Annotated in this window: 14 protein-coding genes; 7 read left to right on the top strand and 7 right to left on the bottom strand. The window is 44.6% G+C overall.

The window, feature by feature from the left end; genetic code table 11:
* Positions 1–50: 50 nt before the first annotated feature.
* The 3 genes from OCV19_RS05140 to OCV19_RS05130 all read right to left on the bottom strand — a co-directional run bounded on the left by OCV19_RS05140 (position 51) and on the right by OCV19_RS05130 (position 3,314).
* On the bottom strand, positions 51–1,427 hold the full coding sequence (locus tag OCV19_RS05140; RefSeq protein ID WP_065676467.1) for a uracil-xanthine permease family protein: 1,377 nt from the start codon (positions 1,425–1,427) through the stop codon (positions 51–53).
* Between the two features lie 204 nt (positions 1,428–1,631).
* Positions 1,632–2,667, bottom strand: a protein-coding gene (locus OCV19_RS05135; protein WP_102394396.1) for an IS630 family transposase whose coding sequence is annotated in 2 segments (ribosomal slippage) — positions 1,632–2,207 and positions 2,209–2,667 — 1,035 coding nt in all. Because the reading frame shifts where the segments join, the coding sequence is not laid out codon by codon here.
* A 155-nt stretch (positions 2,668–2,822) separates the two neighbouring features.
* On the bottom strand, positions 2,823–3,314 hold the full coding sequence (locus tag OCV19_RS05130) for a VOC family protein (protein ID WP_050622072.1): 492 nt from the start codon (positions 3,312–3,314) through the stop codon (positions 2,823–2,825).
* 467 nt (positions 3,315–3,781) lie between these two features.
* On the opposite strand from OCV19_RS05130, the gene ahpC reads away from it, so the two are divergent.
* Positions 3,782–4,339 (top strand): alkyl hydroperoxide reductase subunit C, encoded by a 558-nt coding sequence (gene ahpC / locus OCV19_RS05125; protein ID WP_065676468.1) that lies wholly within the window; start codon positions 3,782–3,784, stop codon positions 4,337–4,339.
* A 198-nt stretch (positions 4,340–4,537) separates the two neighbouring features.
* Positions 4,538–6,130, top strand: a complete 1,593-nt coding sequence (gene ahpF / locus OCV19_RS05120) for an alkyl hydroperoxide reductase subunit F (RefSeq protein ID WP_061039342.1) — start codon at positions 4,538–4,540, stop codon at positions 6,128–6,130.
* Positions 6,131–6,266: 136 nt separating this feature from the next.
* On the opposite strand, the gene OCV19_RS05115 is transcribed toward ahpF, so the two are convergent.
* Positions 6,267–6,866 (bottom strand): LysE family translocator, encoded by a 600-nt coding sequence (locus OCV19_RS05115; protein WP_016798109.1) that lies wholly within the window; start codon positions 6,864–6,866, stop codon positions 6,267–6,269.
* A 122-nt stretch (positions 6,867–6,988) separates the two neighbouring features.
* On the opposite strand from OCV19_RS05115, the gene OCV19_RS05110 reads away from it, so the two are divergent.
* Positions 6,989–7,474: an Lrp/AsnC family transcriptional regulator gene (locus OCV19_RS05110; protein ID WP_017065258.1), complete on the top strand. Its 486-nt coding sequence runs from the start codon at positions 6,989–6,991 to the stop codon at positions 7,472–7,474.
* A gap of 118 nt (positions 7,475–7,592) precedes the next feature.
* Here OCV19_RS05110 and OCV19_RS05105 read toward each other — a convergent pair whose 3' ends face one another.
* Complete coding sequence (locus OCV19_RS05105; RefSeq protein ID WP_065676469.1) at positions 7,593–8,963, bottom strand: L-serine ammonia-lyase; 1,371 nt, start codon at positions 8,961–8,963, stop codon at positions 7,593–7,595.
* A gap of 26 nt (positions 8,964–8,989) precedes the next feature.
* Entirely contained in the window at positions 8,990–10,531 is a 1,542-nt protein-coding gene (locus tag OCV19_RS05100; protein ID WP_050712186.1) for a sodium:solute symporter family transporter, read from the bottom strand.
* Positions 10,532–10,879: 348 nt separating this feature from the next.
* Between OCV19_RS05100 and OCV19_RS05095 the strand changes: the two genes are divergently transcribed.
* The 4 genes from OCV19_RS05095 to OCV19_RS05080 all read left to right on the top strand — a co-directional run bounded on the left by OCV19_RS05095 (position 10,880) and on the right by OCV19_RS05080 (position 15,889).
* The gene (locus tag OCV19_RS05095) at positions 10,880–12,184 is read left to right on the top strand and encodes an MFS transporter (protein ID WP_017104144.1); all 1,305 of its coding nucleotides are present in this window, start codon (positions 10,880–10,882) and stop codon (positions 12,182–12,184) included.
* A gap of 124 nt (positions 12,185–12,308) precedes the next feature.
* Positions 12,309–13,325 (top strand): nuclear transport factor 2 family protein, encoded by a 1,017-nt coding sequence (locus OCV19_RS05090; protein ID WP_017065254.1) that lies wholly within the window; start codon positions 12,309–12,311, stop codon positions 13,323–13,325.
* 248 nt (positions 13,326–13,573) lie between these two features.
* Positions 13,574–14,659, top strand: a complete 1,086-nt coding sequence (locus OCV19_RS05085) for a porin (RefSeq protein ID WP_061039339.1) — start codon at positions 13,574–13,576, stop codon at positions 14,657–14,659.
* Between the two features lie 198 nt (positions 14,660–14,857).
* The gene (locus tag OCV19_RS05080; RefSeq protein ID WP_065676470.1) at positions 14,858–15,889 is read left to right on the top strand and encodes a LacI family DNA-binding transcriptional regulator; all 1,032 of its coding nucleotides are present in this window, start codon (positions 14,858–14,860) and stop codon (positions 15,887–15,889) included.
* Between the two features lie 258 nt (positions 15,890–16,147).
* Here the strand turns inward: OCV19_RS05080 and OCV19_RS05075 are convergent, their stop codons facing one another.
* The gene (locus tag OCV19_RS05075; protein WP_065676471.1) at positions 16,148–16,549 is read right to left on the bottom strand and encodes a globin family protein; all 402 of its coding nucleotides are present in this window, start codon (positions 16,547–16,549) and stop codon (positions 16,148–16,150) included.
* Positions 16,550–16,573 lie beyond the last annotated feature (24 nt).

Raw genomic sequence — 16,573 nt, 5'->3', positions numbered from 1 at the left:
ATGTCATGTGGCTCTAGTTAAACATCCTTAGTTCAGCACGAAGAAGCCCGTTACGCTTTACTGGTATGTACGACGTTCGAAATCGGCTTGGCTTTTGTTCCAGGCACCAAAGACATCAACCCGGTAATCACAAGCGCGGCAATACCAGACATGGTTACAGGTGAGCCAAATATGCTTTGCACTAGCTTGGGTGCTTCTTTCAATAAATCTGGTACCAGCATGACACCAAGCCCTAAGCCTAGTGAGATAGCTATCGTCATGATTCTGCGGCGATCCAGTTTTTCATTGGCGATGATTTTAATGCCCGCAGCAGCAACCGTACCGAACATCACCAATGTCGCCCCGCCCAATACTGGCTTTGGAATCGTCATTAATACCGCACCTAAGATGGGAAATAACCCTAACAGAAAAAGAATCGCGGCAATGAAGTAGCCGATGTAGCGACTCGCGATCCCCGTAAAATGGATCACACCGTTGTTCTGGCTGAAAGTCGTGTTCGGAAAAGTATTGAATACCGCAGCGATAAGTGAGTTCACGCCGTCACCCAGCACGCCAGCCTTGAGTCGATTGAGGTATTTAGGCCCTTTAACCGGCTGCCCTGAGAACATGCTGTTGGCGGTAAGGTCACCCGTAGTTTCTATAACAGTAATCAAGTAAATAAAAGCGATAGGCAGGAAGGCTTGCCAATCAAAAGCGAAGCCATATTTAAATGGGACAGGAATACTCAATAGCGGTTGAGAAGCAAAAGAAACCATAGACGCTTTACCCATCAAAATGGCAACGCCCCAGCCAACTACCAACCCAACTAAAATCGACGACAGCCTAACTATATTATTGTTACTCAGGTTAAGCGCGACTATGGTTCCGAGGACGATGGCACCCAACATCAGATTGCTTCCAGAACCAAAATCTTCGGCGCCAACGCCACCAGCAATATCTGTGACGCCAACTTTAATCAAAGAGATACCAATCGTGGTGATAACGATTCCGGTCACAACGGGCGTGATCACCACTTTCAGCTTTTCGATAAAACGCGATAGAACAATTTCGACAAACGCACCGAAGAAGCAAACACCAAAAATGGTCGCCAGCATTTCATCCGGACCACCGCCATTCGCTTTAACAAGGAAGCCCGCACCTAATACAGATCCTAAGAATGCAAAGCTGGTTCCTTGGACACAAATCATCCCTGCACCAACTGGCCCTATTTTTCTGGCTTGGATAAAGGTACCTACCCCAGACACCATTAATGCCATGCTCATCAAATAAGGAATGTGGTCACCCAAACCTAAAACGCCACCGATAATAAGCGTGGGGGTGATAATGCCAACAAAACTGGCTAATACATGCTGCAGTGCCGCGTAACTGGCTGCTTTAACTGATGGTCGGTCATCCAATCCGTAGATCAATTCACTGTTCTGTTCCATGTGATTTCCTTAATGTATTTTTTATTGTATACAATTCACATAAAGGTAATAGAGCAACATATATGCCAATGGTTTAACATTATATTTATCAATCATTTAAGTTTTTTACCAAGGGAATGCTGCACTAAAGAGCAACATTGTCGGTTTGTTTTAGTGCAGCCGATGGGTTTTCCCGATATTCCTAAATTATACCAATCCGGAAAATTAACTGATCAGGTCAATCCAATCTCTTGTACACATTTTTGTGACGCGATCTTTGCACTCAAGAAATCCATTCCAAGCGCTACAGACCTTCGAAACAATATCGTTATAATCAATGAAGTTTTGGTTTGCTAAATAGTGTTGCCTTAACCAACTCCACACTTGCTCTATAGGGTTAAGCTCTGGTGAGTATGGCGGCAATTTGATAATACTGACATTATCAAATGGGTTAGCAATATCATCGGTATGCCATCCTGCGCCATCCATTATTACCACTGAATGACGGTCTTTTTCTGTGACTTTAGATATCTGCTCTAGATGGTTTATCATGATGTCTTTGTTAACCCAAGGGACGACCATTGCCTCACCAATCCCTCTCGATGGGCACACTGAGCCAAACAAATAAGCGTATTCAAATTGCTGCTGTTTTACTACGCGTGGTCTCGTTCCACGAGTAGCCCAAAGACGTGTTGTTGTGTTCTGCTGACCAAACCTAGCTTCGTCTTGAAACCAGACATCAACACTCTCTAGCCCAATATGCCCGGGGATCTTAAGGATCGTTTCGATTTGGAATTTTTTTAAAATCGTCCTGTATTTGCTGTGATTGTTTAGGGTGTTTGGAACGAGAAGTTATCCAAGAAAAACCCATGTGGTCGAGGAGATAATAGATGGAATTAGGGTGGTAGTGCTTGTCAAAGTGTTTAACGATGTAGTCATGTATATCGCTTCCAACAAGGCGGCCACCAGAAGGTGATTCAGCTTCTTTTTTTATGAAGGCACTGAGTTGAGCCCGCTGCTCATCGGTGAGGTATGCAGGCCTACCAGTCCGAGGTTTTTCTTGAAGTCCTTCTAGGCCTTCTTCAAAAAAAATCCGAACCCATTTATTGACACTGGTTCGACTGACTTTGAGAGATTTTGCAATTTGTGTACGAGAGAGGCCGTCTTTAAAGTGTGCGAGCGCAAGTAAACGCATCTTCATCTGAATGGTTTTTTGCTGGCTCGCAAGCTTTTTGAAGTCAGTGTTATTAAGGCTATCCATGGCTAAATTTCACAATAATTCATCAATCTCAATTAGATCACATTTTTACTTTAATTGGTATTAGGCCCTACAAACGCAAAAAAGGATTGGTATCTCTACCAATCCTCTTTAGGGGGTGTTTCGGTTTTTCTACCTTATGGAAGGTAGTAACGCGATTACTCGTAATCAGTCGCGTACGTATCTTCGTATGAGTGCGAGTAGAACTCGAACAGGTTGCCAAACGGGTCTTCTAGGTAAACCATTTGTGCTTGTTTTAGTTCGTCTTCTGGGTGGTAACGCATGATGTCCATACGAACCTTACCGCCAAACTCTTCAACACGTTTAATCGCTGAATGAAACTGCTCTTTTGGAAGCTGTAGGCAGAAATGGAAGATACCTAGACGAGAGAAATCAACTTCGTGACGCTCTTGGCGCTCTTTCATTTCGAACAGCTCAACACCGATACCATCAGATGTTACTAGGTGTGCAATGTTGAAACCTTTGAAGCCTTCACCGAACACAGCGATACACATGCGGCCGATTGCTGATTCGCGCTCTTCCATCACTTTAGTGTTATTCATTACGATTCTTAGACCTAGCGCTTTCGTGTAAAACTCGACTGCTTTGTCCATGTCGCCAACCATGATGCCTACGTGATTCATTTTCATAACTTGCTCCAAATTCGTTTTAAATTCTGTGCTTTTCGAAGTCTAGCTTCGATGTTTCGTTTCGATGAAGAGAGTATATGGAGATACGATGATTAACTGAAATTATCATAATTTATATTAATGATAATATTTTGTTATTCACAGTTTGGTATAACAACTCAACTCACGTAAAGAAGCCATACCTCCCCCTACCTACATAGATACATAGATACATAGATACGCACACCAATAGAGATAAGCCCAATAGAGAGAACAACCTAAAGAGCATAGCTACTCAAATTGGGAGGTGTTGATATTTGATGGCTTTTGTTAATCGTTTTTGTTGATAGCTTTCTTCTATCAAAGATAGGATTCGCCTATTGAATCTATAGAAATGTCCGATTTCACTAATTTTCGGTGGCAATGCAATATATCTACATCGACGCGGGATAGCGTTAAACACTACAAATTAGAAAGAGGGTCAAATCATGATCAACACAGAAATCAAACCATTCAACGCAACAGCATTCAAAAACGGCGAATTCGTAGAAATCACTGAGCAAGACGTTAAAGGCAAGTGGGCTGTATTCTTCTTCTACCCAGCAGACTTCACATTTGTATGTCCAACTGAGCTAGTTGACCTGCAAGACAAATACGCAGAGCTTCAATCTCGCGGCGTAGAAGTTTACTCAGTATCAACTGACACTCACTTCTCTCACAAAGCATGGCACGATACTTCTGACAAAATCGGCACTATCGAATACTTCATGGTAGGTGACCAAACGGGCAACATCACAAATAACTTCAACGTTATGCGTGAAGGTCAAGGCCTTGCAAACCGTGCAACGTTCCTAATCGACCCTGAAGGCGTTATCCAAGCAATGGAAATCACAGCTGAAGGCATCGGCCGTGACGCAGAAGACCTACTACGCAAGGTTAAAGCAGCACAATACGTAGCCGCTAACCCAGGTGAAGTTTGCCCAGCTAAATGGAAAGAAGGCGAAGAGACTCTAGCTCCATCTCTAGACCTAGTAGGCAAGATTTAATCTAAGCCTACCTAACAAGAATAGCTAAACGGTTCTACAGGCGCGCTTCGGCCCCCCTCCTAAAGGGCAGTCGCGCGCCACCCTTTCAAAACATCAACACCACAATATTTGCCGACTTGCGCCCCCTTTTTATTTTCCTTTTTCAGCAAGAAGGTATTGGTCAATACCAAGACACAGAATTTAAGAGCAGGCACGATTATGTTAGATCAAGCAATGAAGCAGCAGCTAAAAGCATACCTAGAAAACCTAAAAACCAATGTTCAGTTAGTCCTTAGCCTGGATGGCAGCGACACCGCGAACAAACTTCAAGATCTGGCGAATGACATCGCGTCTTTAACCGACAAGATTGAAGTAACTCGTGATGATAGCGCAAGCACGCGCAGCCCTATCATGCAGGTAGTGAACCAAGAAAAAGGTACTGCGATTGGTTTCGCCGGTTTACCAATGGGTCACGAGTTCACGTCACTGGTTCTAGCACTGCTTCATAGCGGTGGTCACCCTATCAAGCTTGAAGCGGACGTAATCGAGCAAATTAAAGAGCTCGACCAAGAGCTTAATGTAGAGATTTTCATCTCACTCTCATGCCAAAACTGTCCAGAAGTGGTTCAGGCATTCAACATGATGTCGGCGATTAACCCTCTGGTTAAGACAACAATGATTGATGGCGCAGCATTCCAAGATGAAGTGAAGTCTCGCGACATCATGGCAGTACCAAGTGTGTTCGTTAATGGTGAGCTATTTGGTCAAGGCCGTATGTCACTGGCAGAGATCCTCAACAAGGTTGATTCAGGCGCAGCGGAAAAGAAAGCAGCAAACCTAAACCAACAAGCACCCTTTGATGTATTGGTTGTAGGCGGCGGCCCTGCAGGTTCTTCAGCGGCAATTTATGCTGCACGTAAAGGCATTCGCACAGGTGTGGTTGCTGACCGATTCGGCGGCCAAGTGATGGACACCATGGCGATTGAGAACTTTATCTCAGTGAAAGCGACAACTGGCCCTAAATTAGTGGCAAGCCTTGAAGAGCACGTAAAAGAGTACGGTGTTGAAGTGATGACTGAGCAGCGCGCTGCAAACATCATTGCAGCAGAAGACACAGAAGACGGCTACATCCACGTTGAGCTAGAGAGCGGCGCAACACTACGAGCTCGCACGGTTATCACAAGTACCGGTGCTCGCTGGCGTGAAATGAACGTTCCGGGTGAGCAAGAGTACCGCAATAAAGGCGTCGCTTACTGCCCACACTGTGACGGTCCATTGTTCAAAGGTAAGAAAACAGCGGTTATCGGTGGTGGTAACTCAGGTATTGAAGCGGCAATTGATTTAGCGGGTATTGTTGAACACGTAACCGTACTTGAATTTGCAGACACACTGCGTGCCGACCAAGTGCTTATCGACAAAGCAAACGCAACACCAAACATCGAAATCATCAAGATGGCTCAAACAACGCAAGTGATTGGTGATGGCAACCGTGTAACCGGTCTGGAATACAAAGACCGCAACACCGATGAACTTAAACAGATAGAACTCGCGGGTATCTTTGTTCAAATCGGCCTGATGCCAAACAGCGAATGGTTGAAGGGTTCGAAAGTTGAGCTGTCACCACGCGGTGAAATTGAAATTAACGCTCATGGCGCAACATCAATGAAAGGTGTATTCGCAGCGGGTGACGTAACAACCGTACCTTACAAACAGATCATCATTGCGATGGGTGAAGGTGCGAAAGCAAGCTTAGGTGCATTTGACCACCTAATCCGTAACTCAGCTCCAGTTAAAGAGGCTGAAACTGCTTAACCTTTATACTTAAAAGCTTAAAGCTTTTAACTCAAGTTCCTTAAATATTTGTTAACTTAATTCTTTACTGTTAACGACTTAGTCGACATTTAGACGCCACTCCTATGGATTTAGGAGTGGTTTTTTTCTTTGTGATTTACGCCGGTTGATAAAGCATAAAGGCAACCACCATCGCTAAGCTTCCGCCCAAGCAACGGTTCACAAACATCATCTGTTTTGGTGATTGCAGCAACTTTTTAAGCATGGTGCCGCAATACGCCCACACCAACATGCACGGTACACCAGTAATCACCATACCCGCGATAATGGTCACTACTTGAATCAAGTAATCTGCGTTCGGAGTAATGAACTGTGAAAACACGGTTAATGACGCTATCCAACCTTTAGGGTTTAACACCTGCACCAACACACCAGACATAAAACCTGAACGATTGTCGGTCGTGCTCTCTTCGATTTGCATGTTCGCAATCGACCACGCCATGAACAGCAAATAAGCCGCACCCGCGTATTTCAAAATATTGTATAGCTCCGGGTAAAGGGTAAATAGGCTCACCAAACCGACACTAGAACCCGCCAATACGATGATGATGCCAACAGCGTTCCCAGAGATAAAAGGTAAAGTCGCAGCAAATCCATAACGACTTGAAATCCCAAGTAATGCGATATTGCCTGCCCCAGGGGTAATTGCAATTGATGTTGAAAATAGCAAGAACGCCAGCATTAATTGAGAGCTCATTTCCTCTCACTCCTAATAAGTAAAGTATTTATAGGGGGAGAGTTTACAGATTCGACTAGGAATTAAATTGCTATATAGGCTAATATTAATCCAAATTTGAGCAAGACTTTTCTAAAATAACCATGAAACAGAAAGAATCCACCAAAGAAGTGTTAGATGACACAGATATCGCCATCTTAGAGCATATCCAGCAAGACGGACGCATGAGCAACAGCAAGCTCGCAGAGAAGGTCAACCTCAGCGAAACCCCATGCTGGCGTCGTTGGAAACGCATGGAAGAAACAGGCTATATCGATGGTTACGCCGCTAAGCTGAATCGCAAGAAATTAGGCTTTCATGTGGCTGGTTTTACCCTTGTAACACTAGGCAATCATGAAGTAGAAAACACAGAACCGTTCGAAGAGTTTGTCGCGGTAACCGATTGGATTCCTATGTGTCACTGCATTGCAGGCGGCGCCGATTACATGGTGCAAGTGTTGGCGAAAGATTTAGAAGAGTACTTTGAGCGTATTAGCTCGATCAGAAGAGTCAAAGGTGTGAGCGCGATTCAGTCGAACATCTCAGTAAAAGAGTTGAAAAACAGCTATCGATTACCGCTTTCAGATTAGCTAACTGTCTCTCCCTAAAACACATCAAACACATCAAACAAAAAGCCCAGCCGCGATAGATTTCTCAAGTCTAAAGCTCTGGGCTTAACGTTATTATTTACTGGGTTAACTGGCTTAGCTATTCACAAGGATGAGCCAGATGGATCAAGGCTAAACCACCGAGTGATGTTTCACGATACTTCTTGTTCATGTCTTTACCCGTTTGATACATGGTCGCAATGACCTTATCTAACGAGATCAAAGACTTACTGTTGCGCTTCAAAGCCATGCGTGATGCGTTGATGGCTTTCATCGCGCCCATCGCATTTCGCTCGATACACGGTACTTGAACCAAGCCGCCAATTGGGTCACAGGTCATACCCAACGAGTGTTCCATCGCGATTTCCGCCGCAATGCAGATCTGCTCATTACTGCCACCACGAAGTGCCGTTAATCCAGCCGCTGCCATAGAAGACGACACCCCTACTTCACCTTGGCACCCAACTTCCGCACCAGAGATTGAAGCGTTGGTTTTGTACAGAATACCAATCGCGCCTGATACCGCTAAGAAATCTTTTAACTGCTTTGTATCCAACTCTTTAATGAAGCGATGGTAGTACATCAACACAGCAGGAATAACGCCCGCTGCACCATTGGTTGGAGATGTGACAACTTGGCCACCAGCCGCATTTTCTTCGCTAACCGCAAACGCAAACAAGTTAATCCAATCCATGATTTCCATTGGGTCGTTTTCAACCGCCGCATTTGCTTCGAGCTTCTTAAGCAAATTAGGCGCACGACGAGTCACGTTCAAACCACCATCAAGAATGCCTTCGGTTTCAAAGCCGCGTTCCATACAACGACTCATCACTCGCCAGATTTGATCCGCTTTCTCTGAAATAATGTCAGCGCCTTCGAACTCCGCTTCATTTTTTAGAATCATGCCACCGAGGCTCATCCCACTATTGTCAGCATGTTGAAGCATTTCATCGGCATTTTTGAACGGAAAAGGGACTTCTACCGCTTGGGTTTGAGTACCATTTTGCAGTTCATCAGCAGTTGCGATAAAACCGCCGCCAATCGAATAATAAGTTTCATCGACAATCACGTTGCCACTCTGGTCGAATGCAGTAATCATCATGCCATTTTCATGCAAAGGCAGATTGTCTTTGTGGAACAACATGTCGGTTTCGTAGTTGAAGGCAATGTGCTTTGTGCCCGCAAAATCCATCTCACCACTGTCTACAGCATGACGCATTGCTTGGTTTGCGCTGGTGATTTTGATGGTGTCTGGCTTATTGCCGAGTAGCCCCAATATTGTAGCTCTGTCGGTGTGGTGACCTATGCCAGTCAATGACAAAGAACCGTATAAATCCACCTGAACACGCGTCACTTCAGCGATTTTATCAGCGATTAATTGTGTGAAATGGAAACCCGCAATCATTGGGCCGTTGGTGTGAGAGCTCGATGGCCCAACACCAATTTTGTAGATATCAAAGATCGATAACATAGATATACCAGTAAAAAATCGGTCAATTAAGAAAGAGCGGCATAAAGCCAATCAGGGATAACAGTACAAGCAGCAATCGTCACAACAGCGAACACCAACAAGCCGTAATGACTCGCGGTAGGCTTTGCAAACAAATGCTTTTGCTTGGCTATAAATTCATTTTGTTGCTCGGTTACCTCTCCCCAGAAGCGGCTCACAACAACACCTAACACTAAGAAAACCACGGTGCCAATCAAGGCAAACCAAGGCCAAGCTATTCCGCTGTATTTGGCGATGAATACGACAGCCACACTGCCAATACTGCCCGCAATTACCCCTTTCTCGTTTGCTTGTTTGAAAAACAAACCCAAGATGAAAGAGCCAAGGCGAATACCGACAAAAATGGAGGTTAGGCTCGCAATCGTTTTAAGTACAGATTCATTAGAAACAGCCAGTAACGCAGGCACAACAACCGACGCTGCAGCAACCAGGCTCATTTTTCTAGCAACCGATTCATAGTGCGCGTCAGAGGCTTGCTTACGGAAGAAGCGCTTATAGAAATCGAACGTTGCGACCGTCGCCATTGAGTTATAGGTGGAATCCAATGTCGACATTGCCGCAGCCGAAAGTGCTGAGATCACCAAACCAACAATGATTGGGTTGGTATGGTTAAACACAAAATCGAGAATCACTTCGTTGCTGTTTTCAAAACTGCTGTCTTGATAAAAGACACTTAACAGCACCCCCATCACAGCAAAGAACAGATAAACAAAGAATGCACCGTAGCCACAAAGCAACATCGACTTTTGCGCTGTCTTAACGCACTTAGTCGCCAATGTTCTTTGAATAATCAGTTGGTTAGTGCCATACACACTCAGATGCAAGAAGCTCACAGCCACTACGCCGGCCCACAATGTGGTATCAACGCCTAAGTCAAAATCGAGATTGATGATATTCAAATGTTCAGGAGACAACATCTCGCCCGCATCGATTTTCATCAGCAATAAAACAAAGATCGCAATGCTGCCGATAATCAACACTGCTGACTGAAGCATGTCAGTCCAGATTACTGTCGAGATACCACCCGCATAGGTATACAACGCAGTAAATACGCTGATGTAGATAATCGCCTCAGAGATACTCACTGGCAGCACTTGCACTAAGATCAAGGCTACCGCATACAGAATAACCCCTGCCGAAATACACTGAACCACAATGAACACGATGGAATTGATCGTGCGAGCAACGACGCCAAAGCGGTGCTCTAGGTATTCGTAAATCGAGGTTAGGCCGAGCTTGTAAAACACCGGAACAAAGAAAAGCACAGTGAAAAAGATCACTATTGGATAGTTCAAATGTACGCTCATCGCTTCCATACCTGAGCTATAAACCCAGCCCGGCATGCCAACGAACGTCATTGCGCTGATGTAGGTTGCAAGAATCGACACACCTGCCGTAAACCAACCAAACTGTTTTCCACCAGTCGAAAAGTCGCCACCGACGCTATAGCGCCTATTAACTAAGTAGCTGATAAACAAAGTAGTTAGCACATAAAGAGCAATAACCACAAAACTTGAGTACGTAACCATTTTTAGATTCCGTTTATTGTATGTCGCAAATCATTCGCCGCCAATAGTACTCAAAAATGGATATTTTCCCTCAAAAACCCACAATAAGTGTGACTATTATCACTAAGATAGACGATTAAACACTCAAAGCGCCCCACAAAGCACAAAAACCCAGTTAAATGAGATCAAGATCACTAAAATGCACAAAATGGGTACGCACTCATTTTAAAATTGACTTTGATCACGGATCTAATAACCACAAAAATTCTATTATCTCTCCCGAAATGAAGACGGTGTGATGAAGCTAAATAATCAACACACAATAATTAAAACCAAAACCACCCTATATAAAATAAAGGTTTATCGGTCATGACCATTAAAAAACACATGAGCGAAGTTCCTATGATTCAAAGGGTAGCCGCATATCTAGCAATTCTAGTAGGTTACTTTTTTTATTGTTATAACTTTGTAATTATTGACTACGTACGCCCATACATTGTGGAAGAATATGCTGGTATTAGCCTTTCTGATACCGCTCAGTTCTACACTTGGCAGTCTGTTGGTGCTCTGATTGGTGCACTGAGCTGTGCATGGTTCGCAACCAAGTTCGGCAAGAAGTCCACACTAGTAGCAATTACGGCATTAAACGGTGGTGCAACCATCATCAACATGATGTTTACCGACTACGCCACTTGGGCTGCAATGCGTTTCATCATTGGACTGTCTTTAGGTGGTTACTTCACTGTAGCTGTATCTTTGATGATTGGCCTATTTACACCAACGGTTCGCGGTAAGTTGACTGCTTTTGCTTCTTCAATGTTCTCTGTTGCTTTAGTGGCAATGGGTGCTTACGCAGCCTTCATTACAAGTGTTGATGCACCTTGGCAGAGCCTAATGTGGGTAGGTGGTATTCCACCGCTTGTAGCAGCAGCGTTAATGATCTTTGTATTACCAAGCGACAAAACAGTGATCGCCTACGGTGAAGAAGATCAACAAACCACAACCAATGCAGCTGGAGAAGTAACCGAAGCTAAAAAAGGTTCTTGGGGTGAGATGTTAAGCAAGCCTTACCGCAAAATTACGATTACTTGTTTACTTCTTTCTGGTCTTAACTTCTACGGATTCCAATTCTTCGGTGGCTTTGTAACTACCTACCTGAAAGATGTTCGTATGTTTGATGGTGCAACCATCGGTTTGATCTTCTCTATCTCAGCATTTGGTTCACTCTTCGGTGCTTGGTTCTGGGGATGGGCAGCAGATAAGTACGGTCGTAAGATCAACGCGTTCGGCTTCATCCTCGCAGGTATCATGGTTTCTATCTTCTTTGTCGCACCTGGCGACATGATGATTGGCGGCCTAAACATGCTGGCCCTTCTAGGTCTTATCTACAACTTCGGCCTGTCTGCTTCTGCAGTATGGGGCGGTTACTTCTCTGAATTGTTCCCAGCACGCTTGCGTAGCTATGGTGCAGCTTTATTCCATGGTGGTCGTATTATCGGCATGTGGGCACCAATGGTTCTTATCTTCATCCAAGAGCGTACCGACCTACAAACAGCAATGTGGGGCTCACCAATCGTATGGATTATCGCCGGCTTACTATGGCTAACACTGCCTGAAACTCTTAAAGGTGGCGTCTTCGATAAGAGCAAAAAAGCTGAAGCAGCAAAAGCTTAATTCGATACTCATACGCTGAAGTTCAAATACGAAAAATTTAAAACCGGCTGATAAGTCAGCCGGTAACAAAATCAAATCGAGTCCTGTTCCGAATGTTGACTCGACAACACAAAGAGAAATTATTATGTCTAAATATCAAGAAGCGAAACGCATTGTTCGTGAATACTTCGATGCAATGGAAAACGCAACTCACGAGAACGTTGCTGAAGTTTTAAAAGCACACACTTCTGAAGATTACTTGTGGCGCGGTGTTTACCCATTCCGCGAGCAAGAAGGCGCACAAGCAGCAGCTGACGTATTCTGGGCACCAATGATGAAGTCGATGACTCGCATGCAGCGTCGTCAAGACATCTTCATCGGTGGTAACAACGAAGTTAACCCAGATGAGATTTGGGTAATGAGCATGGGTCACTTCATGGGTCTATTCGACGCCGAATACCTAGGCATGCGCCCAACTGGCAAGATCATGAACGTTCGCTACGCAGAATTTAACTGTGTTGTTGATGGCAAAATCACTAAGACAGGCCTGTTCCTAGACCTACTAGGCATGATGGATCAAGCGGGTTGCTACCCACTTCCACCATCAACTGGTAAGCACTTCGTATACCCTGGTCCACGTAACCACGATGGTCTGCTATTCGAAGACGCGGCTCCAGAAGAAGGTGTTGCGACACTTGCTCTAGTAAACAAAATGGTTGATGACCTGTCTGCTCTTAACGACAGCGGTGCGATGGGTTGCCCACCAGAAGTACTAGCGAAGAGCTGGTCAAAAGACATGATTTGGTACGGTCCATGTGGCATCGGCGCGTCTTACACAATTCCTCGCTACCAACAACAGCACCAACTTCCTTTCCGTAACAACCTGAAAGACAAGAAGTTCAACGGCCACGTTTGTCGTTTCGCTGAGGGTAACTTCTCATGTTTCTTCGGTTGGCCAAACCTATCAAACACACCAACAGGTGGCTTCCTAGGTATGACTGGCGGTGAAGTACGTGCAAACATGCAAGTAGTTGACGTTTACTACCGTGACGGTGACAAGCTGTCTGAGAACTGGGTTCTTATCGACCTTCCTTACTGGCTACAGCAGCAAGGTCTAGATGTGTTCGAACGCACTTCAAGCATCATGAACCCAACGCTGTAATCAATGCGCTTTAATCCAAAAGATTGAAACGAAATAGTGGAAACCTAAATAGACATCTGATTTAGGTTGCCACGCTTACTGGGGGACCCTTCTCGCTCCCAGTAAGTGCTCCAACCAATTCATTATTGCTCCACTAATAACTGAATCTACTAGTGCCTCATGGATGGGGTACACCCTGCCAAACCATTACCAATATAACGGGCTTGAAAGCACGGTGGCTTTCTATGGCCTGAATAAAGAGAATTACAATGAAAAAGTCGATTCTTTCAGCAGTGATCCTGACAGCACTTACCTCAGGCTCTGCTTTTGCTGCACACACTTTTACCAATGACGCGGGCGATAGCCTTACTTTAGACGGTCGTTTCGACGTTCGTTACCAAGATAAGGGCGGCGACCACAACGGTGAGTGGAACAGCGGTAGCTCTCGTTTCGGCCTTAAAGGTCAAATGGGACTCGATAACGGCTGGACTGGCTTTGGCCATGCTGAATGGGGTTACAACTCAGGTGCTAACGGCGACAATATTTACGACCGACTTCTATACGCAGGCGTAGAGCACGACAAATACGGCAAGATCGCAGCAGGTACTAAGCAATGGTCTACTTTTTATGACGTAGCATGGTACACCGACTTAGGTCGTGTCTTCGGTACTCGCGGCTCAGGTGTTTACAACCTTTCTGACTGGGGTATTGCATCTGGTACAGGTCGAGCAGAAAACTCCATTACTTACCGTAACTCGATCAACGACCAAGTAAGCTACGGCTTCACTTACCAAACGACACGTGAAGAAGTGGCACTAGCGAGTAATGCGACAGCTTCATTGAAAAACGGTATGGGCGCGTCAATCACTTACAAACCGGTTGATGGTGTAACACTTGGTGCAGCTTACCACCAAAATGAAATTGCAGACCTAGACTCAGGTGTGGTTGGCGTAGAAAATGGCGACAACATGCGCATCATGCTATTGGGTGCGAACTACAGCAACGGTGGCTTCTACGCAGGTGCCACTTTCCATGTTGGCGAAAACTGGGAAGCAGTAAGCCAAGGCGGTACGGATGTAATGTTCGATACCCTAGGTGGTGAAATCTACACTTACTACCACTTCGACAATGGCCTACGCCCTACGTTGAACTACAACTACATGGAAGATCGTGATGACGAGACAGATGGCTATGAGCGTAACTTGCTTATCCCTGGTGTTGAATACCACTTCCAGAAGAACAAATTCCTAGTTTGGACTGAGTACCAATTCGACCTAGGTAAAGATCAGTTCGTTGGCGGTAAATTCGAAAACAGAGACGACCAATTCGCTGCAGGTATTCGTTACTACTTCTAACACCCAGTTAGTCGATTAATAAATTCTCTAAACAAAGCTCTGCTCTTAACGCAGAGCTTTTTTGGGTCATACCCAGAATAATATTCAACACTCTCTATCAACCCTTATTTTTCATCCAGTCATGGCATATTGTATTTTTGAGTACGTACCTAATTATGTTACTCTATGCACAATCAATTTGGTTCAAAAGTATGGTCTATGAACTCTCCAAAACACTCCACGGTGTCAAAGCCAACCGTCACATCTAAAGATGTCGCTAAACTTGCTGGCGTTTCTCAATCAACTGTATCTCGTGTATTTGTCCCGGGCAGTTCAGTGTCTGAAAAGACCAAGCAAAAAGTGTTCGATGCAGCAAAATCGTTGAATTATCGTCCCAATGCCTTTGCCCGCAGTCTGACGACAAATGAATCCAAATTGATTGGCTTAGTTTTCCCAGATGCCGACTACCCTATCCACATGAAAACTCTGCAGCTTATCTCTACTGAGCTACAAAAACAGGGTTACTCTGCGGTATTGATTCCTTGGCAAGTTGATGGAAACGACAACCACTCGATTCCTAATATCTTCCAATACCGAGTTGATGGCGTAATTGCTGCTTCGGCGACCTTTAATAAGTCGCTTTATGAAGAGTGTGAAGAGTTCAACATCCCCATTGTTCAGTATGCTCGTGTAGTTGAGGGGACTAAGAGTAGCCATGTAATAAGTGACAACTACGCCGCTGGCCAAGTCGCCGCTCAGCATTTACATAGCGTAGGAACAAAGTCAGCGGTTTACCTGACAGGTAACGTGCCAACCTACACCAACGGCGAGCGTGAATCGGGCTTTTGCTCAGAATTCGAAGATCTAACAGGCAAGCAAGCTCGTGTTATTGAAGCTGACTATGACTACCTTGATGCTCTAGAGACCATTCGGACTCTGTTTTCAGAACCCACACATCCTCAAGCGATTTTCTGTGCGACAGATAACCTCGCGATGGCAGTAATGGATGTGGCGCGCTTAGAATTTAACCTGCGTATTCCAGAAGATCTTCAAGTGATTGGTTTTGATGATATCCCACAGACTCAATGGTTGAACTACCAACTCACTACCTTCAAGCAAGATTTCAGACGCCTTGCACGTGAATCAGTGAAAATTGTCGTTAGCCAGATTCAAGAGCAAGACACAAGCTTGGTTAAGCTGATGGTGCCAGTGAAGTTCATTGAACGAAACACGACGTTGAAAGCAAAATAGCGTTTTCTGCAGCCTTTGTTTGCATGTTCAAAATACGCTTTTAAACGACCAAAATACAAGTCACTAAAGCCAGTATTCTGCAACTCCAAGTTTGTAACTCGAGCTGGATTTGATTGGTATGAATTCGGTGGTTCAAGTGGTTGGTATACCAAGGAGTCAGCTTTGGGTATTCAAACAGGCTTTACCTTCTAATCTAGTCACGGATAACACTAAAGTAAGCCACATATGATTCGTGGCTTACTTTGTAGACATTTTGATTCAGACTACGCACTCTTTCTTCATGATAGTTAAGCCGGCCTCGAGAGTTTCTGTCCAAGCTTGTTCAACGCTTTCATCGTAGTGAGGGTCGTATTTTTTAACTGTATTGAGTAACGAATTGAACCACTCGTTGAGTTCAATCTCGGAAATATCCAGCCCTAGGTCTTTATGCCTTTTACCCAATTTCCTTACTGAGTTACGCACGCTTGGTAGACCAGCAGAGTTATAGATAAGAATGATCGAGGCTTTAAGCATCTTGGTTTGCTGCTCTAATCCTATCTTTTCAAAACGTTCTGAAAATCTTGGATTATGCTCGCAAAAATCCGCCAAAAACGTTTCGAGAAATTCTTGGTCAATCCGGCAGCGCTCAAAACTTTCATAAAACAGTTCGTTCGGTTTCATCTAGCCAGTCCTTTGCAAAATTTT

Source organism: Vibrio celticus, assembly GCF_024347335.1.
In the GTDB taxonomy this organism is placed as follows: Bacteria; Pseudomonadota; Gammaproteobacteria; order Enterobacterales; family Vibrionaceae; genus Vibrio; species Vibrio celticus.
Note: the sequence above shows the minus strand (reverse complement) of the source record. Positions and strands in the feature narration are given on the sequence as shown.